This window comes from Microcoleus sp. LEGE 07076, from assembly GCF_015207455.1.
GTDB lineage: Bacteria > Cyanobacteriota > Cyanobacteriia > Cyanobacteriales > Microcoleaceae > Microcoleus.
This window is the reverse complement of the sequence record NZ_JADEWV010000057.1, coordinates 1-24,790: the sequence shown is the minus strand read 5'-3', so window position 1 is coordinate 24,790 and position 24,790 is coordinate 1. Positions and strand designations below refer to the sequence as shown.

The following is a 24,790-nucleotide window of genomic DNA, read 5'->3' as shown; positions in this document are numbered from 1 at the left end:
GCGCCCTCACCCTTCCAGCACAAAATCTAACAATCTGTGAGCCATTTCTAGTTTACTGCAAGGTGCTATTTCTACTTGTTTGCCGGCGGCATTAATTAATATTGCTTGATTGGTATTGCTGCCGAAACCGGCACCTAATTTGTCGATCGGGTTTGCGGCAATTACATCCAATTTCTTCGATCGCAATTTCTCCAGCGCCGGCTTGACAATATCCCCAGTTTGTGCTGCAAACCCGACGAGTTTTTGATGCGGCTGTTTCAATTTTCCCAACTCTGCCACAATATCCGCTACCGGTGTCAAAGGTAAAGAATTGGGGAGTTCCTGCTTAGGCAATTTTTCACTGCTGTACTCGGCCGGCATCACATCCGCCACCGCCGCCGCCATCACCGTCAAATCCGCATCGCCAAAGCAGTCTAGCATCGCCTGCCGCATTTCTCGGGCACTGGTAACTGATCTCGCCCGCACACCAGACAGCGACAATTCCCCAGTTATGCTGTGTACCAACGTCACAGTCGCGCCGCGGTGCAGTGCAGCTTGCGCCAAAGCTATGCCCATTTTGCCCGTGGAAGGATTGCCGATAAACCGCACCGGATCGAGGTGTTCTCGGGTTCCTCCCGCGCTGATTAACACCCGCTTACCCGCTAAATCTCGATCGCCCTTAGCATACAACAGCGACTCAATCTGAGGCAAAATCTGATTAGGTTCTGCCATTCTACCGACACCCGCGCGATCGCACGCCAGCATTCCCGCCCCCGGATTCGCCGCATGATAGCGCCGATAAGTCAACACTTCCCGCCAATTCCGCTGCACCGTCGGCTGTTCCCACATATCCGTATTCATCGCCGGCGCTAGCAAAATCGGGCAAGTAGAAGCTAAAACAGTATTAGTCAACAAATTATCAGCAAAACCCCCCGCCAGCTTAGCCAAAGTATTAGCTGTCAGGGGAGCAATTACAAAAACTTCCGCCCATTCTCCCAGTTGAATGTGCAGCGGGCGGCCGTGACTTGCTTGCCAAAAATCTTTGTCAGTAAAAGCAGGATGGCGGCAAAGAGTAGCAAAAGTCAAAGGCGTTACAAACTCCCCCGCAGCATCAGTAAGAATCGCCTTAACTTCAGCTCCAGCTTTTGCTAAAGTTGAAACTACTTCGCAAACTTTGTAAGCCGCAATCCCGCCGCTAACGCCGATTAAAATTCGTCTGCCCTTCATGTCATTTTTTCATAAAAAAGAATCAAGAAAGAAATTAAGATGAAAATAGACAAAAATCCATAACTCATCTGTTCAATTCACAACAAAATATGCTGTTAACTTCTTCCTCAATTCTGTAGAAAATTTTAAGCTAGATTTTTAAGCCTATGCTTCGTCGTAGGCTTCCATATCCAAAAGGTGGAGATAAGGTTCAACCAGCTCCGGCCGCTGAAAAGCAAGCGATCGCAACAAATGCCAATCATTCAATCCCTCAAAAGGATCGGTATAATCGTCAACTTCCAAACGGACAGCCAATTCTGCCACGTCTTCAGAAGTAAGTACAGCAATATCGCGCGATGCTTTGGTTAAAGTTTTCATGTTTTTTACCCCTGCCCTAGACTTCCGCCATACTATATCCTAAGCCTTTAATCAGATTTCGACACAGTTTCTACAACAAAACTTCGCATTACATCTACAACTTCCGGGCGAATCTCGTGTCCCATGTTAAATTCTCGGTACAGCACAGGAGATCCCCAAGCCGTCAAACTGTCGCGCGATCGTACAGCAGCACTCACAGGCACAATAGTATCTCGAGTACCGTGCGCGATTAAAACAGGCGGCAAAGCACTCCCCGCAGCGGGCGAAATCGACGAGTGCAAATAACCGCTCAGACAAATTAAACCCGCTACGGGCAAAGTCAATCCCACATCCAGAGTCATCGCTCCGCCTTGAGAAAAGCCCCCTAAAATCGTCCGAGACAAAGGCACGCCCGTGCTGCTTTCCAAAGAAAGCAAAAATTCCCTCAGCAATTGCCGGCTTTCTACCAATCCCCCAGCATCTTTGCTTTGAAGGTCATACCACGCTTTGCCCCCCGTTACTTGGGGATGGGGAAACGGGGCATCGGGAAACACAAACTGATAATCCGGCAAATTGAAAGCCGGTGCTAAGGCACTCAAATCCCGAGCATTAGCACCCCACCCGTGTAAAGCGACAATCAAAGCGACAGGTTGGCGATCGGTTGTTGGCGGAATGCTAATAAATTGTAAAGACATGGTACTGTTAGTAATTGGTAATTTGGCATTACTACAATTATAAATTGTCGCGGCTAGTAAAACCAATATTTTAAGGTTCAGAGTGCGCCGCTGCCCACCTTAATTCTGTCAATTCGCATCTGACTAACTGTTAAATTTAGGGTGCGCTGCGACATAACCCAATCGGCAATGCGCCGCTTACAAAACAGTCCCGATTTCCTTCAAATAAACCCGCATAAACGGTTCCCCGTGACCCAGACTATACTGTTCGATAAACCCCTGGCGGTGAAGAGAAACACTACTTCCTTCCCTGACCACAACAGTATCGTCATCAGTGCTTTGTTTTGCTAAAATCATCTCAGTTTCCCCGGGATTATCCAGCACCACCATATTGCTGCCCCGATAAAACATTCCTTCAGCTTCCAAAACATCTTCGGGATATTCAGCAATCAACAAATCCAGCTTGGGATTCCGCAGCAAAGTTTGCACGTTAAGATTGTAATTAGTCTGCAAAACTTTTTCAGAACGGTTGACAAAAACTCCGCCGCGACAAACAGCACCAATTGTCCAATCGGGATGCTGCAATAGAATATGGTCGATGGTTTCTTGCAGTTCCTGCACCGAGATTCGGTTGAAACTAATAATCGGAATTCTGGCGGATTTTCCCGATTCAAAAAAAGTATCGATAATATGCGAAGGCACATCAACCCCTTCTCCGACAGCCGGGTTGAGGTGCATAAAAATTCCCGGCGCGGCATTGATTTCGATAATCCCCAAATTTCCGGTTTTCCAAGATTTGGCGAGTGATTCTGTTACCACATCTATTCCCAAACAAGTTAACCGAAAATGCAGGGCGATATCTTGAGCCAAAATAATATTATCTGGGTGAACGGTGCGGGTAGCGTCGATGCTGACACCGCCTGCGGAAAGATTGGCGACTTTCCGCAAAGAAACAGTACGATCGCGATCGAGTACGCTATCCAATGACAGCCCTTGTTCTTCCAGATACATTTCCATCGCTTCGTCGGACTGAATTTTGCTCATCGCCGAAGTTGGCGTATCCAAACGTTCGGGTTTGCGGTTTTCGCGGCGGATCAATTCGCGAATAGTTGAGTCGCCGTCTCCTGTTACCGCAGCGGGTCGGCGTTCAGTTGCAGAAACAAATTTGCCGTCAACGCACAGCAGCCTAAAATCCGATCCTTTGATGCTATTTTCTACAATTATTCGCACCGGTTCTGTTTCGGGAATTGCCTTAACTGCTCTTTTAAAAGCCGCCTGCAATTCTTCAGCATCTCGGACATCTGCGGTGACACCAATTCCTTTATGACCGACTACTGGTTTAACAGCCACTGGGTAGCCAATTTCTTTGGCGACTGACAGAACTCCGTTTTCTGTGGAGACGATATCACCTTTGGGAACCGGAAATCCTAATGTAGCCAAAAAAGCTTTACAATCGTCTTTGCGTGTGGTAAAGTCCGAGTCTAAATGGCTGTCGGAATCAAAAGTTGTTGCAGAGCCGCGCACCAGTTTTTTGCCGTAACCGTATTGCATCAATCCTTCATCCCACAAATAAAATGCGGGAATGCCTTTTTGGGATGCCGATCGCATTAATGAATAAACTGTCGGGCCTCCGTAAACAGACTGCCGGAACATATTTTGCAGCGCGCCTATTTGTGCTGACAATGGGAAGTCTTGATTTTGATCGATCGCTTCAAACCAATCCCAAACAGCGTAAACTACGGCTTTGGCGCTGCGGGCGTGAAGTGCTTCTATGCTGATTCTGTTAAACTCAGAAAAGGGCTTGATGTTCCAGTGTTGGAAGTGCAAACCCATGTCGAGTTTTGCTACTTCTGAGCAGGTACGAGCGAACAGTTGAGCGTGGTTCGAGAAAGTTTCGTGCAGCAGTTGCGGGTAGCGATCGCCAATAATTTCATGATAATGTGCGATCGGCTTTGGTTCCCGATCGTCCGTCACCGCAAAATCAAAAACTAAAGCCGCTGTTTCTAAATAAGGGTTTGGCCCAATATAGTATTTGAAATTGAAAATATCAAAAACATCGGTTTTTCGAGCATTGACACGGGCTGCATGGGTGCTTTTTTCTTGCAGCATTTTATAGCCTCCTTTTAACTAACCTGTCATAATAACTCTCAGGTCGGTACATTGCATACTACCGGACGGCATAGATCAGCCCTCGCGCCAATAAACATTGCATATTCAGGGCGGGCCCGACACCCCACAAGACTTTTATTATTTTTTGACATACAGTTTAAATGTAGAACAGCTTATTGCAGAGATGGAGCATCTGTGTTTTGCTTTCGCAGCGATGTCCCCGCGCAGCCGATCGCTTTTGCCAGACTCGCGAAGCACTTGCGAAACCATTAGTGAGAAGTTAAGACTGGCGCTCCCTTTGTCAATTAGTAAAAATTACTCAAAAAACTGCTTTTAACAAAAGTCGAAAATTCGCAATTTGGAGATGAGCGGGGATAAATACTGTGCCCGGCTCGATCGCCCAAATCTCAATTTTCCACCCCTAATCTCACTAAAATATGAGTATAATTGCTGATTGACAAATGCTTCCCCAGTTTAAATTTTTCAGCAAAAATACAAGAGTGGCGAAACTGGACATCACTCAAACAAAAAAAATTTACAAATCAACGATAGGCTCCCAAGGGAAAGCGGGAGAGCGAGACAATTTTCCAATACCCGGGATCGATTACCAACCACTAATGACTAAGTAGGTGAATGGCAAAATATATAGGTATGGCTTCAGGGCAAAATGCAGCAAAACGAAGCAACGGCAATAGTTGGGGTAACTTTACATTTTGTTGCATTTTGCGGTTGATTTGTGGCTACTTATTCAAATAAAAAAGCTATAACTTTGGAGAGGTACAGAGCCAAATTAAATTGGTTATGACTGTGAAAAAGGATTTAAGAGGCAGCAAATTATGAAAATCGCACAAACTGCTCTAAGGGATACAGTTCACCAATTAGCTGAGGAAGCATTTCACCTCAAGCTGATTTCTGGGTACGGAGACGGTCAAAACAGCAACGAATATCAGATTGTCTGGAACGGCAAACCCCGACACTTGCCTTTAGAACGAGCGCGTACAGTATTGAGCAATTTGATCGAGCGATCGCACTAACTGCCGATCGGACTCATTTAGGACTTACGCTCATCAACCCAGTTTCTGGGAGAAACTAACATCAGGAGGAGCGAAAAATCGCATCTGAAAGCGGGTTGATGACCCCCCGCGCCTCAGTCCTGTAATGTAAACTCATTTTTTGATCCCTCCTCTGCCAGGAGGGGTTAGTTTTTTGTACCAAAAACTGGTCAGAGCGATCGGATGTTCTGTGATTTCGAGCCTGGGGGTAGCTCTCGTGGCAGCATCTGCGTGCGGTGTGATCGCATTTGTGGTAGTGCTGTCCACCAGGAGCGAGTATATATAGTCGCTTGATTCCCACACAAATGTTTCCTAGCAATCTCCGATGACAGCAATCCCAAACCTTGGCTCACCCCAAATAATTTGTATATCGTAAAACTTCTGTATCGAAATCTACCTTTTAGCAGTTTTCCCGAAAAAAAATTTATGTTTAATTAAAATATAATCTATTAAAAGTACAAAGCGTATGGCGGGCAGCAAAAATCAGGGGAAGTTACTAATTATTGGCGGCGCTGAAGACAAAGACGGCGACTGCAAAATTTTGCGGGAGTTCTTGCGGTGCGCCGGTGGCACTAAAGCGCGCATTGTAGTGATGACGGCTGCGACAAGCTTGCCGGGAGAAGTTGGAGATAATTACATCCGAGTGTTTGAGCGGCTAGGCGCTGAAGATGTGCGAGTTGTTGACACCAAGACACCCGAAGATGCCGACAATTCAGATTATTTAGAAGCGATCGAACAAGCAACCGGCATATTCTTTACCGGCGGAGAGCAAGCGCGGATTATTACCTGCTTGAAAGACACCAAACTCGACGCAGCTATGCACAAACGCTACTCCGAAGGGATAATCATTAGTGGCACCAGTGCCGGCGCGGCGATGATGCCAGACATGATGATTATTGAAGGAGACTCGGAGACAAATCCACGGGTTGAGGTGGTAGCAATGGGCCCGGGAATGGGTTTCCTGCCGGGAATTGTCATCGACCAGCATTTCGCCCAGCGAGGTCGTCTGGGACGCTTAGTTGCCGCACTTTTGCTGCAACCAGCAGTCTTGGGGTTTGGTATTGACGAAAATACAGCTATTTTAGTCAGCGACGATCAGTTTGAAGTGATTGGCGAAGGCGCTGTAACTGTCATCGACGAGTCGGAAAAACTCCATGACAATATAGAGGGACTTTTGAACGATGAGGCTTTGGCGATTTGTGGCGCGAAGTTGCACATCCTCCCTCACGGATACCGATTTAATTTGAAAACTCGCCAGCCGATATTGGATGTGTTAGCAACGGCAGCATAGAAAGCGCGATCGGCTGATACCAAATCCGGGTAAGGAATGAGAATTAAATAACTTACCATTTTTATTGTTCTTGTGGGATGGGCGGGAGAGCCCATCCCACAAACTTGTGTAAATTATTTAATTGGCGCTGCTAACATACCCCTGTGACTCGCTTGGCGGTTGCAACTGCCAAACGAGTCAAACTTTCCTCGGCGCCGACTGGTTCATCGAGGCTATCCAAAACCCGGATTTGCTATATATGAGATTGTCGATTTTATTGACAGATTTTGGGGGCGGCGCACCCTACAGATTTGATTGTCTTTTTATACAAATCATCAAAAAAATTGCAACAGTTTTGTCAGGGCGGGCCGATCGAGAACCCTTCGAGAAAACAAAATATTAAATAACCCGCGATTAATAATACTGTTGCATAAATTTATCTAATTTGTATTGTGTAAAAATATTAAAAGACCGATTAGCTGATGAGCATTGTCCACTGCATTAACTGCTGCCATTCGGGAGATTGAGCTAATAAATCTGCATCCAATTCATCGCCTGCTTCATGCGAAAATTCGGCAAAACAGTCGGCCCAATTAATGACTGTTTCCACAGGCAAATAAGGCGTATAATTCCAGGAACGCTGCAAAAACTCTACCATCTCAACAGCATGACCGGTGCGGTGCAAATACCAAGCAATCCAAACGAAGGTACTGTACTTGATTTGCTTTTCCAACAAACGTATTTGATCGGGCAATTCGGGGCGGGCAAAAAAATTGTCCGTGACGGCGGCTAGGGATTTAGCCTGAGGCAAACCTTTGTACATGGCGCTTTGTTCGTGCTGGCGGTAGCAAACGGTTACTTGCTGCAGCCAATCTGCTTCGCATCCCATTAAGGCTAAACGCAGCACTAAATCTGTATCTTCTGCTGGAGGAAATCGAGGGTCGAATCCACCAGCGCGCTCTAACCAATGGCGGCGAAATACCATCGCGCTGGGTAATACTGGTTTCCATCGCAGCCACATTTCTAAGTTTAATTTAGGGACTTTTTGCCAGGGTTTGACATCTTTTATCGGTTCGCCTGTACTGTTGACTTGACGCCAGCCGCTGTGGACTATTCCGAGATTTGGTTGCGCTGCAAATACAGCGATTTGTGCTGCTATTTTGTTGGGGAAGAAGTAGTCATCTGCATCGAGAAAGGCGATGAATTCTCCTCGGGCTAGCTCGATGCCACGATTTCTGGCAATGGAAACTCCTTGATTTTGTTGGTGAATGTAGCGAATTCGATCGCCATATTGCTGTAAAATTAATCTGGTGTCGTCTCGAGAGCCGTCGTCTACTACAATAATTTCCCAGTCTTTATAGGTTTGGTGGAGCACGCTATCTACCGCTTGGCAGATGTAAGCGGCGCAGTTGTAAGCCGGAATCACCACACTTACCTGCGGGGTTCGATCGCTCATAATTAAGATTAAGTTTTATGGATTATACCATTTTATATTTTATATTTTATATTTAAAAACAGGAAATGACTGATGACCCTGTGGCTTGGATGTTGCCTAAAGCAGCATTTTTTTGTGAACTGGTGGGAACTAATATTAAAATCAATACACGCTTAGCTGGTTTACGGAAGTTCGGGCTTTGAAATCAAGAAAAACCATGCAGCGTCTACAAGATTTATTATAAAAATCCTGTGGCGTCTTGATTGTACAATACTTATCGGGAGACCTGGAGGGTCAGGCACCCGATAAGTGAGGCTTTACGAGCATAATTTTGGTTCAAGAATTTGCTAAGGTAAGTTGGTGCAAATTTAATAAGTCGTGGTGGCGAGTGGTTAAAGGGCTGCGATCGCCTTTTATCTTCAAGTATTTATCAGCTATTTGCAATACCTGTTGCGGATTTGCCGGCTTGCTCAAGAAATCGGAAGCACCTGTGAATTTCGCTCGCGTGCGGTCAATTATACTGTCTTGACCTGTCAAAAACACGATCGGAGTTTCCCGAAAAGCCGGTGTTTTTCGCAAAAAATTGCACAAAGCAAAGCCGGTTGTCTTCGGCATCACCAAGTCCATAAAAATTAAACCAGGCTTGTGTTTGGCGAGGATGCCCACTCCCTGCATCGGGTCTTGAATTTTGAGGACTCGATAGCCTGCGGGCAATAAAATTTGCTCTAAAAATTCGCAGACTGTGGGACTGTCATCGATACAAGCAATCAAAGGGCGACCCGGCCGGGCGATCGCTGCTGCAAGTCGCCACTGTTCTATCGGCGAAGGCAAGTCTGGTACTGTACGGAAATTTACTAAACCCTGCGTGATGTAATTAACTAAAGCGCGAGTTGCCACTGTCACGCACTGCTTTTTCTTAAATGCAATATCCCAAAGAGTATTCTCGCCGTTGAATACGTTAGCCAAAGCTATCAAAGAATTAGAACTAAATCGATCTTTATGCAGCTCGGCAGAGTTTTTTAACAGCGGCGCTTGTTCTGGATCTACCAGCCACAAACCCATTGCTTTCCATTTTTGCCAAGTCTGTTCTGTAGAAGACAGAATTTGCTGTACTTCGGCGAAAGACAGCATTAAAGAAGAGATTACGTTAGAAGAATATTTTGAGGAGGGGCGCCACTCCCGGCGCAAACCCGATTGACCGATCAAAGCAAAGAATACTTCCGAAACGCTGCTGTGGACGATCGCCTTAGCTTGTTCCAAACTCATTTCGCTGGCGGCTATCCCTCGTTGAAGCAGTTGATATTCCCACAGTTCCGCAGCATCGAGGTCTCGGAGATCGACTTGAAAGTTGCGACAGTGTTGCCCGATCGCCCTGTACCAGCGTCTGGCCCTGTGCGCTCCTCCTGTGGCATAAACCAAACTACCCCGAAAAAAGTATAGTTGCCACTGTTGTTCCCCTTGCTCTAAAAGCAGCTTTCCCGTTGCTTCTTTCTGGCCGAGCACTGCCAGAGTATGAGACAACATTTTGTACCCGATTGCGCTCCCAGACATATCCACTCGCATCCCCTTTAGTCTGTTTCTACGATTATATAGCTGCCCTGCTGTGGAAAAGAACAGTAATATTACTGAATTTTGCTCAATAAAAACACTTAATGCTGCGACTTCAACTCGATCGGGTAGTGATATTAATTGCCCTTGCACCGTCAGGTGAGTGTTGAGTGTTGACTGTTGACTGTTGGAACAATAGTGATGACAGCGGAAACGATCTGATACCAGTTCCTCAAAATAATCCAATTGAAGAAGCCTGCGATCGAAACCGTTAATTCATCAGGCATTCCCGATGTTCAAATTTCGGGTGCCATAAGGTATCATTCCCCTCGGTGGTGTTAGCCGTCAGGGTGAAAAGCCTATTTGCAGAATTAATTAATAACTAAAATTTTGCTTGTGACTAATGACTAATTCTCCTCATTATGTTTGGGAGGTACTGGATCGTAACCTCCTGGATGAAAAGGATGACAGCGCAAAATCCGCTTAAGGGCGATTGAGCTGCCGCGGGCCGCCCCAAATTTTTCTATTGCTTCGATCGCGTATTGCGAACAAGTGGGCTGAAATCTACAGGCGTTGGGCAAGTAAGGAGAAATCCCCATTTTGTAGCCTCGGATTAATCCGATTAATAATAATTTCACAATTTTCACCTCAGCGCTGAATTAAATTAATCGCAAAATCTTGTCCCATACCGCTGAAAGCTAGGTGAATCCACAGCATCCCCAGCGGTTCCAGCAATCGAGCTTGCTTGAGTTCTCCGGCATCTGCCACTTCAAATCCGATATCTTGCGCGAGATTAGTGACAATTTTCTTCGCATCTACATTGTCTCCGCAAATAAAAGCAGTTGCTGTTTGCGAACCGAACTGCAAATTTTCAAAACAGCTTGCGCCAATGTTGTTAAAAGCTTTGACAATTTGCGCTCCGATCGCCCATTTGGCAATTTCTTCGGCCGCCGAAGTTGTGTGTCCGATTGTCAGTCCCGCAGCAAGTCCAGCGGGTGTCAGCTCGATCGGGTTAGTAGCGTCAATAATAATTTTGCCAGTCAAATCTCCCGCAGCGGCGATCGCCTCTTGCGTGCCGTTCCAAGGCGTAGCTAAGATCAAAATTTGACCGTGACTTGCAGCTTGTCTAACGCTAGCCGCCCGCGCATTTCCTCCTGTAGAAGCTACAGCAGACTGCACTTTTGCACTCTGCGGATCTCTAACACCAAATACAATCGAGTGATTTTTTTGAGTTAAAATGCGTCCCAGAGTTCCGCCAACATTTCCTGCACCAATTATACCTATTTTCATGTTTACCTTTTTGATAGCTAAAGCACAATTTGAGGAGACAATATAATACTTGTTTCTGAGGAAGCTACTTGACCGATACCTAAAAATTTACCATCTCGATCGTAAACTTGCAAGGGATAGGGAGGTTGGGCTGTTAAGTTTTCGGGAGGATTGCTACTAATTTTCTGGTTCCCCTCTATCGGCGTTTCGGGAATGGGGAGGCGCTGTCCTTGAAACCAGCGTTTGGTATATTCAGGAGAAAGGACGATCGTGCCTAGATGTCCCAAAACCTGCGCGGGTAAAATCGGGCGGAATGTATTCTCCTGCAATTGCTGTTCCAATTCGGCAAAACTGAGACTTTGGTCGATCGAAAAACCGCTGCTTTCGGTACGAGTCAAACAAGCCAAAGTACCGCCTGCATTCAACTGTGCGCCCAAATCCCTGGCGATCGCCCGAATGTAAGTACCCGCCCCGCAGGCGATCGACAAATCCAACTCAGGAAAATCCCCCGACCGCCAATCCAAGATTTCCAGCCGAAAAACCTCTACATTCCTAGCAGCAAGTTCCACCTTTTCGCCTTTTCTCGCTAACTCGTAAAGGCGTTTTCCTCCCACCTGAACCGCACTAAAATTCGGCGGAAATTGCTCAATTTTTCCTAGGAAGTTCGGCAGTGCGGCTTGCACTTTTTCTAAAGTCAAATCCGGCACCGGTTGAGAATGGATAATTTCTCCTTCTAAATCGTCTGTAGCGGTTGTTAAGCCAAACCGAATCGTACCTCGGTAAGCTTTGTTGTGTTGGAGAAATTGCAGCAATCTGGTTGCTTTACCCAGGGCGATCGGCAAAACGCCAGTCACCGCCGGATCGAGAGTTCCTCCGTGTCCGACTCGCTTGAGTTGCAGTAGTCGGCGCACTCGACCCACGCAGTCGTGAGATGTGATGCCCGCAGGTTTGTGGAGATTGAGAAAACCGTCAGTTGTCATTTGTTATTTGTTAGTTGTTATTTGTTATTTGTTATTTGTTATTTGTTGGTTGTTGGTTGTTGGTTGTTGGTTGTTGGTTGTTGGTTGTTATTTGTTATTTGTTAGTTGTTAGTTGTCAGTTGTCAGTTGTTAATTGTCAGTTGTTAGGAAAATTTTAGCTGTTAACTGTTAGCTGTTAGCTGTTAACTGTTAACTGCCAACTGCCAACTGTTAACTGCCAACTGCCAACTGCCAACTGCCAACTGCCAACTGCCAACTGCCAACTGCCAACTGTTAACTGCCAACTGCCAACTGCCAACTGCCAACTGCCAACTGCCAACTAACAACTGCCAACTAACAACAACCAACTGCCAACTGCCAACTGCCAACAACCAACTGTTAATTAAAAAATAAAGTCCGTGCGAGAGACAGTAACTCCCAATACAGTAGCGAGAATTTCTTTGCTGCTTGTAAGCTGAATAATTGTACTGGCCGAAGTTCCTGTCCCGGCAAAAATGTTGAGTTGACCAAAAGTGAGGTCTGCTCTCAAGCGAATTTTATCGGTACCAACAGTAAAATCGGTAATCACATCGTTGTCTGCCGATCGCCCGATCGCAAAAGTATCATTCCCGGCGCCACCAGTCAAAGTATCTCTGCCGCGATCGCCCGACAAACAATCATTGCCGAGGCCGCCAAACAGCGAGTCGTCCCCCGCACCGCCAAACAGCGTATCATCGCCCGCGCCGCCCAACAAAGTATCGCTGTCTTGGTTGCCAAAAAGCAAATCATTGCCATCGTCGCCGCTTACCGAGTCAGAACCTTTGCCGCCGTAGACAGTATCGTCGCCGGCGTCGCCCAAAACGGTGTCGCGGGCTGCACCGCCGAACAGCAAATCATTGCCCGCATCGCCCACAATTGAGTCGTCGCCGTCGCCGCCGTACAGAGAATCGTTTCCGCTCAAGCCGAAAATGCTGTCTGGCCCGCCCAAACCGAATATCAAATCAGCGCCTCCAGTACCTCTGAGGGAGTCAGGGCCGCTGGTGCCATTGCGGGCGTTAGCAGCCCCTCCGGGACTGGTACCACCGCTGGTGGGGGTTGGGGTTGTGATTACGATCCTGACTGGTACTGCTGATGGCATGATTTTGCACAGTGGTAGAAATTTGCCATTCTAACTTAGCTTAAAAGCTGGAGTTTTTTGGCTTGATCTGAGGTAATACCAATTTCATAAAGTAGCGCTAGATATTACCCCCCCAACCCCCCCTTATTCAGGGGGGGCTAAGACTTCATCTATAGCACATCTTTAGAAAAATGGTATAAGTTGAAAAATTATCAGATTACTTTGTCTCAAACACGGCGCAATCATTCTGAACGGAAGCTGGAACCACCAATAACTCAAATTTATACTAACACGATCGCCAAACTAAACAAAGCTGATAATATCAACTTACTGCCAGGATGGGAAGGTGCTGGAAGTGCGGCTTGTTTTGGATTTTTTAACCTGCTAATTCGCGCTGAAGGATTTGTTTTTCAACCGAGACATCGATTCGCAAGCTTGTGAATTCGTTGATGAATTTTGGTGAGAGTCTGCTGCGTCGCGATGTACAAAGTGCGATCGATATATAGCCGTTCGATCTCTCCTATGAGGTGCCGCTGGGCCTAGGGCACAGGGCATACCTCAAAACGCGATCGAACGGCTATATATAGCGGTTTTCACTAACATGAGGTACGCACGAGCGAGCGGTAATAGGTAATTGCCGGATTGGTAATTTGAGTTCTGGTTAGCTACCAGCTATGATTTGTGACTCATTACCGATTAGCTTTTTCCCGATTTATTACTGATTGCGGGAGTCTAGCTCACCTAACCGAGAAGTGCTATAGTTGGTTTTGACGCTTATTTAGGCTACCTGCAAGTCTAGGGCTGCGATCGTTTTTTTTTTGAAAATTCCTATGGCTGGCTTGGAAATTTTATTTAGGCTACCTGCAAGTCTAGGGCTGCGATCGGGCTTGGCTAAATTCATCAAGCCCCCAGAGGACAGCATCCTATTTTTTCCGTTGTGCGCTTGCTGTCAAGGTAAAATTGAGCGTATTGGCGGGGTAGTGCCGATCGATCGAACTATTTTCTTTGCGTAAAAATTCGCCAACCTGTAGGTGTAAAATTTGGGGGGTCAAATTTTTAGGCTATAATCTATATAGAGTAAGGGTTTGATGCTCCCTCTCGGAAAAATAGGTTGGCGAAATTGCTAGAACTGTTGCTGGATAAGGATTTTAAGTTGAGGTGCGATCTATGGTATTGACAGAGCGAAAGCTGAAATGGTATTCTCTGAGGAGGTTGGCGAAACTGAACCTTGAAAACCAAATAGAGCAAGGGTTTCACACACCGGCGGCCGCAATAAACCACACTCCCTACTAGGGATTGAAACTCAGTCATCCCTTCTCCAAATGATTGGATTCCCCAATCAGAGCCGCAATAAACCACACTCCCTACTAGGGATTGAAACTTGGAGATTTCGCTGTTGCGGAGAATTCGATCTAGGCCGCAATAAACCACACTCCCTACTAGGGATTGAAACTCGATCTGCTGTTGCGGGTACAAGTCCACAAAAAAGCCGCAATAAACCACACTCCCTACTAGGGATTGAAACATGCTTGGGCTATTCGGGCCATTCATTTAGGGCTTGCCGCAATAAACCACACTCCCTACTAGGGATTGAAACACGCTTCAGGCATCCCTCTCTACAGCCTTTACAATTACAGCCGCAATAAACCACACTCCCTACTAGGGATTGAAACGTAGCAATGTATAAAGAAAGGAAGAACATATCAATGCCGCAATAAACCACACTCCCTACTAGGGATTGAAACAAAAGACCCTAGAGATACTAACTTCATGTTTGCAGGCCGCAATAAACCACACTCCCTACTAGGGATTGAAACGTAATTTTTGGTCGCTGCAACTTCCTTTACAACGCCGCAATAAACCACACTCCCTACTAGGGATTGAAACCTGTCCCTGCAATTCTCTGTGATGGCAGCACTGTTGCCGCAATAAACCACACTCCCTACTAGGGATTGAAACCGATTTACGGAATGGGGGAATATTCAGCAAACAGCCGCAATAAACCACACTCCCTACTAGGGATTGAAACTACTTTCTGATGAAGGCTTTTCAACAACTCAAGCCGCAATAAACCACACTCCCTACTAGGGATTGAAACGAACAACTTAGTCCGTTGCTCGAACCATTTTTTTAGAGCCGCAATAAACCACACTCCCTACTAGGGATTGAAACGGAGAATCATTTTTGCAGTCTAACGAAACCTTTATAGAGCCGCAATAAACCACACTCCCTACTAGGGATTGAAACTTCCTTGAATCAGAGACAGACTCCATTCCTTCGGAAAGCCGCAATAAACCACACTCCCTACTAGGGATTGAAACAGAACGAATGCAATTTCAGCAAAAGTTGCCCACTGAAGCCGCAATAAACCACACTCCCTACTAGGGATTGAAACATGAGACAAGCAAATAAAGCTCGTGAGGCTGAAATTATGGAGCCGCAATAAACCACACTCCCTACTAGGGATTGAAACCTATAAAGGCGATCGATTTTTCTATATCAAGATGTAGGGCCGCAATAAACCACACTCCCTACTAGGGATTGAAACCTGTACCCCCCCAACGCGCCCAACACAACATCAAGCCGCAATAAACCACACTCCCTACTAGGGATTGAAACCAGGACTGACAACTTGGAGCATACAAACCCATTTCATGCCGCAATAAACCACACTCCCTACTAGGGATTGAAACTTAAAATGTTAGCGATGCTTCTTTCTTTTCATTTGCGCCGCAATAAACCACACTCCCTACTAGGGATTGAAACGAAAATTTTACACTCGCCGAAGCGAGGCAGCCAAGCCGCAATAAACCACACTCCCTACTAGGGATTGAAACAATTTCCTTACGATAAGAGAAAAAGCAAGCGCAGGAAGCCGCAATAAACCACACTCCCTACTAGGGATTGAAACTTTGAAATAGGATGAACAGTCATTCTTGTACAAACAAAAGCCGCAATAAACCACACTCCCTACTAGGGATTGAAACACGAGCGCTCATGGCACTATTTGGTAGCAATATGCCGCAATAAACCACACTCCCTACTAGGGATTGAAACAGAATCTTGCACACAACCAGAAGTTTTGGAATTAGACAAAGCCGCAATAAACCACACTCCCTACTAGGGATTGAAACGAAAAAAGGAGAATTTTACCCATCAGAAATAGCGAAAAAAGGCCGCAATAAACCACACTCCCTACTAGGGATTGAAACTTGCACTAATTAGCTTATTCATATAAAATCTTTCACGCCGCAATAAACCACACTCCCTACTAGGGATTGAAACAAGCACGCAAGACCCTAATAATGTTGTCCGACATTCTGCCGCAATAAACCACACTCCCTACTAGGGATTGAAACGTATCATGTTTTCTCTCTGTTCAAAATTGCGAAATTTGTCATATCGCCGCAATAAACCACACTCCCTACTAGGGATTGAAACGGAACATCGGCAACTGCGGACTTATGCACGTCAATTGCCGCAATAAACCACACTCCCTACTAGGGATTGAAACGCGTGGCTACAAATATGAAGAAGGCAAGCTAAAAGTTTTCGGCGCCGCAATAAACCACACTCCCTACTAGGGATTGAAACTTGAATCGCCAGAGGATTTATCGGATGTGGCCGCAATTGAGCCGCAATAAACCACACTCCCTACTAGGGATTGAAACAAACTAGATGCTAATACTGTGGCGGCTGTGTTGTGCCGCAATAAACCACACTCCCTACTAGGGATTGAAACAGAACCTGGTTTTCTTTAAACCAGAGACAGACTCCCGCCGCAATAAACCACACTCCCTACTAGGGATTGAAACCATCCTCCCTATCCTGGTTGAATGGATTCGGAAGGCCGCAATAAACCACACTCCCTACTAGGGATTGAAACGCTTGATAGAACTGATGCTGAAATCAGTCGAACGGTTGCCGCAATAAACCACACTCCCTACTAGGGATTGAAACTTCAATGGACTGGGCTATGAAAGCTGCAATGGCTGCTAGCCGCAATAAACCACACTCCCTACTAGGGATTGAAACCTATTTCACTAAAAGTATATCCAGATTCCAACAGCCGCGCCGCAATAAACCACACTCCCTACTAGGGATTGAAACCACAGTTCAATTCATCAAATTTGCTCTGAAATTTTAGCCGCAATAAACCACACTCCCTACTAGGGATTGAAACAAGCTTTTCATTGATTGAGGTTTATGAAAAATGGCCGCAATAAACCACACTCCCTACTAGGGATTGAAACGTCTCCATCTCTGCTGGCAACTCCGATTTGGGGTCGAGCCGCAATAAACCACACTCCCTACTAGGGATTGAAACTGCCAGTGCCAGCCACACAAGTAGCTGAAGTCTTGCCGCAATAAACCACACTCCCTACTAGGGATTGAAACAAATAACTGGAGGCTGTAACTGTAGAAATCCCTGCCGCAATAAACCACACTCCCTACTAGGGATTGAAACACCAATATGTGACCGTTACGGCAGGGCCTTTCTGCCGCAATAAACCACACTCCCTACTAGGGATTGAAACTTAATTAAATCCAAGCGATTTGCTAAGTTTGTCCTAGCCGCAATAAACCACACTCCCTACTAGGGATTGAAACTTTATAGCGGCAGTAATTTGAGCTGGCGTAGCAAATTTACGCCGCAATAAACCACACTCCCTACTAGGGATTGAAACAAAACTTCCAAAACCTGCCGCCGCAATTTCCTTTAGCCGCAATAAACCACACTCCCTACTAGGGATTGAAACGTTCGGGACGGGCATAATAAGCTTTTGCAATTACGCCGCAATAAACCACACTCCCTACTAGGGATTGAAACTTCCTTCCAAATATCTCGAATTATCTTTTTAAATGCCGCAATAAACCACACTCCCTACTAGGGATTGAAACGCTGAAGTCTTCGGATTCAGGCTCGATCAAAAACGCCGCAATAAACCACACTCCCTACTAGGGATTGAAACCGGTGACGGCACGATGATTTCATGTAGAAAACCAGGCCGCAATAAACCACACTCCCTACTAGGGATTGAAACGTATTTATATTATAACGCGGTAGACCGCATAATAAAAGCCGCAATAAACCACACTCCCTACTAGGGATTGAAACTGGCTATCACTGGAGTTAGCGACTCGGTTGAGCCGCAATAAACCACACTCCCTACTAGGGATTGAAACGAGCAAAATGCTTGATATCCCGATCGCCCTCCTGAAGCCGCAATAAACCACACTCCCTACTAGGGATTGAAACCTGCCATTTTTGGAATCTTTACTTGTAGTTCTTGCCGCAATAAACCACACTCCCTACTAGGGATTGAAACTCCGAATGCGTTGTAATCGCCAATCAATTCAATGTCATGCCGCAATAAACCACACTCCCTACTAGGGATTGAAACTGTAATCTGCGGTAGTGATTGATTGTTTGACTATTTCACGCCGCAATAAACCACACTCCCTACTAGGGATTGAAACGTATCAACACGAATTGCAAAGACTTTCATTGAATGCCGCAATAAACCACACTCCCTACTAGGGATTGAAACAGAGAGTAGAGGACGCTAAAAACTTTCAAGTATCCTGGCCGCAATAAACCACACTCCCTACTAGGGATTGAAACTTTAAAATCCTCGTAAGTAAGAATAACATCATAACGAGTAGGCCGCAATAAACCACACTCCCTACTAGGGATTGAAACGATCGATTTGGCAGCATCTCCACCACTGGGAACCGATAACGCCGCAATAAACCACACTCCCTACTAGGGATTGAAACGAATTAATCCTTTTGTTTGAGAACGTATCTCTGCTACGGCCGCAATAAACCACACTCCCTACTAGGGATTGAAACTTATCTGGAATAGCGGACATAAGCAGGTTAATATCTGTGAGCCGCAATAAACCACACTCCCTACTAGGGATTGAAACTTATCTCTAATCTTTCGGACTTACCCAATACCCCTAGCCGCAATAAACCACACTCCCTACTAGGGATTGAAACTCACCGTAGTGATGCCATTTTCCGGCAATTTTTACGCCGCAATAAACCACACTCCCTACTAGGGATTGAAACGTACTCGCGATCTTGTTTTGCGTGATGTTGCAATTGAATTTGGGCCGCAATAAACCACACTCCCTACTAGGGATTGAAACGGACTTGAACAATAAGCAAACCAATACTCATTGCGCCGCAATAAACGCCGCAATAAACCACACTCCCTACTAGGGATTGAAACAGCCAAACCACGAAACAAATCACGCATATCAGTTTTTGCCGCAATAAACCACACTCCCTACTAGGGATTGAAACTTGGCTCAAATAATCCACAATGTCTTCTATACGATGCCGCAATAAACCACACTCCCTACTAGGGATTGAAACCGATATTTCCGACACCTCCACATCCTTTAGGTAACGCCGCAATAAACCACACTCCCTACTAGGGATTGAAACCGGATATTAGGCAAGCGACCCGCTGCTAATATAAGCCGCAATAAACCACACTCCCTACTAGGGATTGAAACCGATCGGACGGCGGGAAAACTTGATGTAATTGGTTGGGCCGCAATAAACCACACTCCCTACTAGGGATTGAAACTTTCCTTTGATGGTATTAAAAATTGCAGCCAATGGCCGCAATAAACCACACTCCCTACTAGGGATTGAAACTTAAGATTGAGTTGCTCCGATATGTTGAAATTTGCCGCAATAAACCACACTCCCTACTAGGGATTGAAACAACAATGGAATAGTGTCCAACGCATTGGTAACAACGCCGCAATAAACCACACTCCCTACTAGGGATTGAAACCAGCGGGGTCTGAGCTTTTTGCATTCTTCTATGTAGTGCCGCAATAAACCACACTCCCTACTAGGGATTGAAACCCGTACAAATCACAACTTGATAATTATTACAATCGCCGCAATAAACCACACTCCCTACTAGGGATTGAAACGAAGCTTGAAAGGGCGCATAGAATGGAATCTTCGGCCGCAATAAACCACACTCCCTACTAGGGATTGAAACGGCTACTGACAAGAGGCATTGGCACAAAACCAAATGTCAAGCCGCAATAAACCACACTCCCTACTAGGGATTGAAACAAGAACGGGAAGTAGACGTGGCTGTATTTATTCGGCTAGGCCGCAATAAACCACACTCCCTACTAGGGATTGAAACGTATGGTATGTCAAGCAACAATCGTCACGCTTCAGCCGCAATAAACCACACTCCCTACTAGGGATTGAAACAAAGCATTGTAATCAAACGTACTAGGAGAAACTAGCCGCAATAAACCACACTCCCTACTAGGGATTGAAACAATACTAAAGAAATGATTTCTACAGCTTATGGCATGGGTAAGCCGCAATAAACCACACTCCCTACTAGGGATTGAAACGTACTCATCCATCAAGTCGCTAATAATTTTTTTGCCGCAATAAACCACACTCCCTACTAGGGATTGAAACATTTTAGGGGGATTAGTATGGCTGCTTTAGATCCTCGAGCCGCAATAAACCACACTCCCTACTAGGGATTGAAACGCGCCCGCGCCCAGCACGTTTTTGCCGCCAGTGAAGCAGTTTGTATCAGTGCAGCAGCCGCAGCCGAGAGTTATTTGCGGTTCGATCGCATTCTGGAAGTTGCGCGCGAAACTAAAGCTGAAGCTATTCATCCGGGTTACGGATTTTTGAGCGAAAATGCGGAATTTGCCGAGGCTTGTGCAAGGGAAAATATTGCATTTATCGGCCCGACTCCGAGTCAGTTGCGGTGTTTTGGATTGAAGCACACCGCGCGGGAATTGGCCGCTGCAAATCAAGTGCCGCTGACTCCCGGAAGCGAACTTTTAGCAAGTTTGGAGGATGCCCAAAGGGCGGCTGGGGCGATCGGCTATCCGGTAATGCTCAAAAGTACCGCAGGGGGTGGCGGCATCGGTTTGCAGGCTTGTTTTGGCGATCGAGATTTGACAGAATCATTTGAAAAAGTACAGCGTTTGAGTCAAAGCAATTTTCAACAAAGCGCTGTTTTTTTAGAGAAATACATTCAAACAGCCAGACACATTGAAGTCCAAATATTTGGAGATGGCAAAGGCAATGTTATAGCCTTGGGGGAGCGAGATTGTTCGGTGCAGCGGCGCAATCAAAAAGTAATTGAAGAAACCCCCGCCCCGGAAATTACCGGCGAACAGCGTTTGCAGTTGTACTGTGCAGCCGTGCGGTTGGGAAAAGCAGTAAATTACCAATCAGCAGGTACTGTGGAATTTGTGTTTGATGTCGAGGCGAAACAGTTCTACTTTTTGGAAGTCAACACACGCTTGCAAGTCGAACACGGCGTGACTGAAGCTGTCAACAACATCGATCTCGTTGAGTGGATGGTAAAACAGGCTTCTGGGGATTTGTTACCTCTGCAAAATTATCAATATCAGTCGCAAGGACACTCAATTGAGGTGCGAATTTATGCTGAAGATCCCGGCAAGAATTTTCAGCCGAGTTCTGGGTTGCTCAATTTAGTTGCGTTTCCTGAAAACGTCCGCTGCGACAGTTGGATAGAAACTGGAACTGAGGTAACTCCTTTTTACGATCCGCTGCTAGCAAAAGTAATTGTTTGCGGGGATAATCGAGAACAGGCGGTCGCCAAACTCAAAGCTGCTTTAAATGCAAGTGAAATAGCGGGAATTGAAACTAATTTAGATTACCTCCGCCAGATTTTGGACGATTCCCGATTCAACCGGGGCGAACTGACCACGCGCTTTTTAAACTCTTTTGAATACGCCCCTTTAACGATCGATGTATTGGATGGCGGAACCTACAGCAGCATTCAAGATTATCCGGGAAGAATCGGCTATTGGGATGTGGGCGTGCCGCCTTCTGGCCCGATGGATAATTTCGCATTTCGATTGGCAAATCGTTTAGTAGGAAATCCCGAATCGACAGCAGGATTGGAGTTGACAGCCACAGGCCCAACTCTGCGATTTAATGCCGATACAGTTATGAGTTTGACTGGTGCAACGATGAAGGGAACGCTTAACGGCGATTCGGTGCCGTTTTGGACGGCAATTCCAGTAAAAGCGGGTAGCATTCTCAAGTTAAAAGCCATTGAAGGCGGCGGCTACCGCACTTATTTAGCGGTGAAACACGGCTTTAATGTACCTGAATATTTGGGCAGCAAATCAACGTTTGTACTGGGCAAATTTGGCGGTCACGGTGGTCGCACGCTGCGTCCGGGAGATGTATTAAAACTCAACCAAACAGCAACTTTGGCAGCGGAAATATCTTTGCCTGGGGAAATAATTCCTACCTACAGCAATCATTGGGAAATTGGTGTTTTGTACGGGCCTCACGGCGCGCCGGATTTCTTTACTGAGTCAGACATTGAAATGTTTTTCTCAACAGCGTGGCGGGTGCATTACAACTCGACTCGGACGGGAATTCGGCTGATCGGCCCGAAGCCAAGTTGGGCGCGTCAAGACGGCGGAGAAGCGGGTTTGCACCCGTCTAACATTCATGATAATGCTTATGCGATCGGCACGATCGACTTTACGGGCGATATGCCTGTAATTCTCGGTCAAGACGGCCCGAGTTTGGGAGGTTTTGTCTCTCCTGCTACTATTGTGCAGTCCCAATTGTGGAAAATCGGACAACTGAAACCGGGTGACAGCATTCGTTTCTACTGTTTGAGTTTTGCTGAAGCTTTGCAGCGAGAATTAGCACAAGATAGGCAAATTGCTACTTTTTGTTTGCCTGTTTCTGAGGCGAAAGCGGAGGAATTGTCCGCAGTTCCGGCTTCTCCAATTTTGCACGAAATTCCTGAATCTCCGGGACAGGTTGCTGTTACTTACCGTCAAGCTGGAGACCGATATATTTTAGTTGAATACGGCCCTTTAGTGCTGGATTTAAATTTGCGTTTCCGGGCGCACGCCTTGATGGCATGGCTGACAGCAAATCCGCTGCCGGGAGTTATCGAATTAGTGCCGGGAATGCGATCGCTCCAAATTCACTTTGAGGGCCGCCAGATTTCGCAACAGCAGCTAATGCAGGCGCTGATTGCGGCTGAGGCGGAACTTGGGGCGATCGAGAATATGGAAGTGCCGGCGCGCATTGTACACTTGCCTTTATCTTGGGAAGATGAATCGACGCTGCTGGCGATTGAAAAATATATGCAGTCTGTGCGATCGGATGCACCTTGGTGTCCCAGCAATATTGAGTTTATCCGCCGCATCAACGGGCTTGACAGCATCGAACAAGTCAGAGAAATTGTGTTTAATGCTAGCTATTTAGTGATGGGTTTGGGAGACGTTTATTTAGGCGCGCCCGTCGCAACTCCCCTCGATCCGCGCCACCGTTTGGTTACTACTAAATACAATCCCGCGCGCACTTGGACTCCTGAAAATGCAGTTGGCATTGGCGGCGCGTATTTGTGCGTTTACGGGATGGAAGGGCCCGGAGGTTATCAATTTGTCGGCCGCACGGTGCAAATGTGGAATCGGTTCAAACAAACCGCGGATTTCCAGTCTGGTAAACCTTGGCTGTTGCGTTTTTTTGACCAAATCCGATTTTATCCCGTTTCTCATCAGGAATTGCAGTCCTGTCGGGAAGCATTTATTGAAGGGAAGTTTCAATTAAAGGTTGAGGAAATCACTTTTAATTTAAGAGAATACAATCAGTTTTTAAGTTCTATTTCTAGCAGTGCGGCTGAGTTTAAAGCGCAGCAGCAGACTGCATTTAATGCAGAGCGCGATCGCTGGGCCGCCTGCGGGGAATTTGATTCAGAAGCTGCGGCAGAAGCGTCGGCTGATCTGGCTGCTCAGGCAGCGGGGGAGGTTACTTTGCCCGCTGGTTGCGAGGCAGTTGTCGCTCACGTTTCTGCAAATGTTTGGCAGGTGCTGGTTAATGTTGGAGATGCGGTTGCTGAGGGCGATCGCCTGTTAATTTTGGAAGCGATGAAAATGGAAATTGCGATTACTGCTGATGTTGTCGGCACTGTGGTCGAGTTGTTTTGTGAAAAAGGGCAAACTGTGACAGCCGGACAAATTATAGTGGCGGTTCAACCGCATTAAACTCAAATCTTGCACATACATTTTCAAGAATCGGCTGTCCGCCCTGTTCTGTCAAAGATTGAATTTCTTGTGAGCTACTTCTGAGTCAGAAGTAAGCTCCTATTTTTTGCAGGTAAGATGCGTGTTCCACAAAGAGTGAATAGGGAGCATCTCATATTTGTAAAAACACTTCTTTTGACAAGCGAATTTCAAAACTTGTACAAGCCCCCGGATTGATTTGTGCAATCCAAAATCTAAAATCTAAAATCCTCAAGCCCCCGAATTTGTCCGTGGGGTAAATCCAAAATCCAAAATCTAAAATCTAAAATCGAATGACTCCTTCTTTCTTCCTTCCTCTTTCCTCTTTTCTCTTGTCTCCTGTCTCCAATTTCTAGCTTGGCTGCTTTCCGACAGAGATGATCCCAGTGAATTTCTTGTGGGGTGGGCAGGAGAGCCCGCCCTTTAAAAACTTATTGCAAATGGTGCAATATCTCAGATTAAAGATAGTTCAAATCTCCGCAGTAAACATCTGTTTTCCCAAACAAAAAGCGCCCCTATTTCTAGGAGCGCTTTTTGTCAATCAAAAGTTAAAACTTAACCGTTGATAGAAGGAGCAACCATTGCAACTGGAGTTGTTTCACCCGCTGCCAAATCGAGCGGGAAGTTGTGAGCGTTGCGCTCGTGCATTACTTCCATACCCAAGTTAGCGCGGTTGATCACGTCAGCCCAGGTATTGATTGCACGACCTTGAGAGTCGATAATCGATTGGTTGA

The 24,790-nt window shown here is 46.2% G+C and carries 15 protein-coding genes, 2 pseudogenes and 1 CRISPR repeat array; of the genes and pseudogenes, 5 read left to right on the top strand and 12 right to left on the bottom strand.

The features are described 5' to 3' along the window. Positions 1-6: 6 nt before the first annotated feature. The 4 genes from coaBC to IQ270_RS11965 all read right to left on the bottom strand — a co-directional run bounded on the left by coaBC (position 7) and on the right by IQ270_RS11965 (position 4,325). Positions 7-1,206, bottom strand: a complete 1,200-nt coding sequence (coaBC, locus tag IQ270_RS11980) for a bifunctional phosphopantothenoylcysteine decarboxylase/phosphopantothenate--cysteine ligase CoaBC (protein WP_193973439.1) — start codon at positions 1,204-1,206, stop codon at positions 7-9. A 144-nt stretch (positions 1,207-1,350) separates the two neighbouring features. Continuing rightward, on the bottom strand, positions 1,351-1,563 hold the full coding sequence (locus IQ270_RS11975; RefSeq protein WP_193973438.1) for a DUF2555 domain-containing protein: 213 nt from the start codon (positions 1,561-1,563) through the stop codon (positions 1,351-1,353). Positions 1,564-1,610: 47 nt separating this feature from the next. Then, complete coding sequence (locus IQ270_RS11970) at positions 1,611-2,237, bottom strand: alpha/beta hydrolase (RefSeq protein WP_193973437.1); 627 nt, start codon at positions 2,235-2,237, stop codon at positions 1,611-1,613. A 177-nt stretch (positions 2,238-2,414) separates the two neighbouring features. Beyond that, positions 2,415-4,325 carry an acetate--CoA ligase family protein gene (locus IQ270_RS11965; protein WP_193973436.1) on the bottom strand — a complete coding sequence of 637 codons (1,911 nt, stop codon included), beginning with the start codon at positions 4,323-4,325 and terminating at the stop codon, positions 2,415-2,417. Between the two features lie 836 nt (positions 4,326-5,161). Here IQ270_RS11965 and IQ270_RS11960 point away from each other — a divergent pair. Next, entirely contained in the window at positions 5,162-5,359 is a 198-nt protein-coding gene (locus tag IQ270_RS11960) for a hypothetical protein (protein WP_193973435.1), read from the top strand. 484 nt (positions 5,360-5,843) lie between these two features. After that, on the top strand, positions 5,844-6,668 hold the full coding sequence (locus IQ270_RS11955; RefSeq protein WP_193973434.1) for a cyanophycinase: 825 nt from the start codon (positions 5,844-5,846) through the stop codon (positions 6,666-6,668). Positions 6,669-7,122: 454 nt separating this feature from the next. On the opposite strand, the gene IQ270_RS11950 is transcribed toward IQ270_RS11955, so the two are convergent. The 7 genes from IQ270_RS11950 to IQ270_RS11920 all read right to left on the bottom strand — a co-directional run bounded on the left by IQ270_RS11950 (position 7,123) and on the right by IQ270_RS11920 (position 12,996). Beyond that, complete coding sequence (locus tag IQ270_RS11950) at positions 7,123-8,103, bottom strand: glycosyltransferase (RefSeq protein ID WP_193973433.1); 981 nt, start codon at positions 8,101-8,103, stop codon at positions 7,123-7,125. A gap of 315 nt (positions 8,104-8,418) precedes the next feature. Beyond that, a complete protein-coding gene (locus IQ270_RS11945; protein WP_228056284.1) occupies positions 8,419-9,633 on the bottom strand; it encodes a response regulator in 1,215 nt (404 codons plus the stop codon). A 404-nt stretch (positions 9,634-10,037) separates the two neighbouring features. Next, a complete protein-coding gene (yidD, locus tag IQ270_RS11940; protein ID WP_193973432.1) occupies positions 10,038-10,268 on the bottom strand; it encodes a membrane protein insertion efficiency factor YidD in 231 nt (76 codons plus the stop codon). Between the two features lie 10 nt (positions 10,269-10,278). Then, entirely contained in the window at positions 10,279-10,920 is a 642-nt protein-coding gene (locus IQ270_RS11935; RefSeq protein WP_193973431.1) for an NADPH-dependent F420 reductase, read from the bottom strand. 17 nt (positions 10,921-10,937) lie between these two features. Next, on the bottom strand, positions 10,938-11,879 hold the full coding sequence (truB, locus tag IQ270_RS11930) for a tRNA pseudouridine(55) synthase TruB (protein WP_193973430.1): 942 nt from the start codon (positions 11,877-11,879) through the stop codon (positions 10,938-10,940). Between the two features lie 182 nt (positions 11,880-12,061). Next, complete coding sequence (locus IQ270_RS11925; RefSeq protein ID WP_193973429.1) at positions 12,062-12,247, bottom strand: hypothetical protein; 186 nt, start codon at positions 12,245-12,247, stop codon at positions 12,062-12,064. 14 nt (positions 12,248-12,261) lie between these two features. Further along, positions 12,262-12,996 carry a calcium-binding protein gene (locus IQ270_RS11920; protein ID WP_193973428.1) on the bottom strand — a complete coding sequence of 245 codons (735 nt, stop codon included), beginning with the start codon at positions 12,994-12,996 and terminating at the stop codon, positions 12,262-12,264. Between the two features lie 201 nt (positions 12,997-13,197). Between IQ270_RS11920 and IQ270_RS11915 the strand changes: the two genes are divergently transcribed. The 3 genes and pseudogenes from IQ270_RS11915 to uca form a co-directional block, all read left to right on the top strand. Next, on the top strand, positions 13,198-13,416 hold the full coding sequence (locus IQ270_RS11915; protein ID WP_255532413.1) for a CRISPR-associated endonuclease Cas1: 219 nt from the start codon (positions 13,198-13,200) through the stop codon (positions 13,414-13,416). Positions 13,417-13,805: 389 nt separating this feature from the next. Then, positions 13,806-13,988: a hypothetical protein gene (locus IQ270_RS11910; RefSeq protein ID WP_228056282.1), complete on the top strand. Its 183-nt coding sequence runs from the start codon at positions 13,806-13,808 to the stop codon at positions 13,986-13,988. A 253-nt stretch (positions 13,989-14,241) separates the two neighbouring features. Next, a CRISPR array of direct repeats spans positions 14,242-20,526; the repeat unit is 37 nt; unit sequence GCCGCAATAAACCACACTCCCTACTAGGGATTGAAAC. 14 nt (positions 20,527-20,540) lie between these two features. After that, a pseudogene (gene uca / locus IQ270_RS11905) lies at positions 20,541-24,038 on the top strand (urea carboxylase); the annotation flags it as partial. 573 nt (positions 24,039-24,611) lie between these two features. On the opposite strand, the pseudogene IQ270_RS11900 reads toward uca, so the two are convergent. Next, positions 24,612-24,790: pseudogene (locus IQ270_RS11900) on the bottom strand (photosystem II q(b) protein); the annotation flags it as partial.

Coding starts and splice junctions, on each gene's coding strand:
- IQ270_RS11920 (WP_193973428.1), bottom strand. CDS start 12,996: ATGCCATCAGCAGTACCAGTCAGGATCGTAATCACAACCCCAACCCCC.
- coaBC (WP_193973439.1), bottom strand. CDS start 1,206: ATGAAGGGCAGACGAATTTTAATCGGCGTTAGCGGCGGGATTGCGGCT.
- IQ270_RS11965 (WP_193973436.1), bottom strand. CDS start 4,325: ATGCTGCAAGAAAAAAGCACCCATGCAGCCCGTGTCAATGCTCGAAAA.
- IQ270_RS11910 (WP_228056282.1), top strand. CDS start 13,806: ATGGCTGGCTTGGAAATTTTATTTAGGCTACCTGCAAGTCTAGGGCTG.
- IQ270_RS11945 (WP_228056284.1), bottom strand. CDS start 9,633: ATGTCTGGGAGCGCAATCGGGTACAAAATGTTGTCTCATACTCTGGCA.
- IQ270_RS11960 (WP_193973435.1), top strand. CDS start 5,162: ATGAAAATCGCACAAACTGCTCTAAGGGATACAGTTCACCAATTAGCT.
- IQ270_RS11955 (WP_193973434.1), top strand. CDS start 5,844: ATGGCGGGCAGCAAAAATCAGGGGAAGTTACTAATTATTGGCGGCGCT.
- IQ270_RS11935 (WP_193973431.1), bottom strand. CDS start 10,920: ATGAAAATAGGTATAATTGGTGCAGGAAATGTTGGCGGAACTCTGGGA.
- truB (WP_193973430.1), bottom strand. CDS start 11,879: ATGACAACTGACGGTTTTCTCAATCTCCACAAACCTGCGGGCATCACA.
- IQ270_RS11970 (WP_193973437.1), bottom strand. CDS start 2,237: ATGTCTTTACAATTTATTAGCATTCCGCCAACAACCGATCGCCAACCT.
- IQ270_RS11950 (WP_193973433.1), bottom strand. CDS start 8,103: ATGAGCGATCGAACCCCGCAGGTAAGTGTGGTGATTCCGGCTTACAAC.
- IQ270_RS11975 (WP_193973438.1), bottom strand. CDS start 1,563: ATGAAAACTTTAACCAAAGCATCGCGCGATATTGCTGTACTTACTTCT.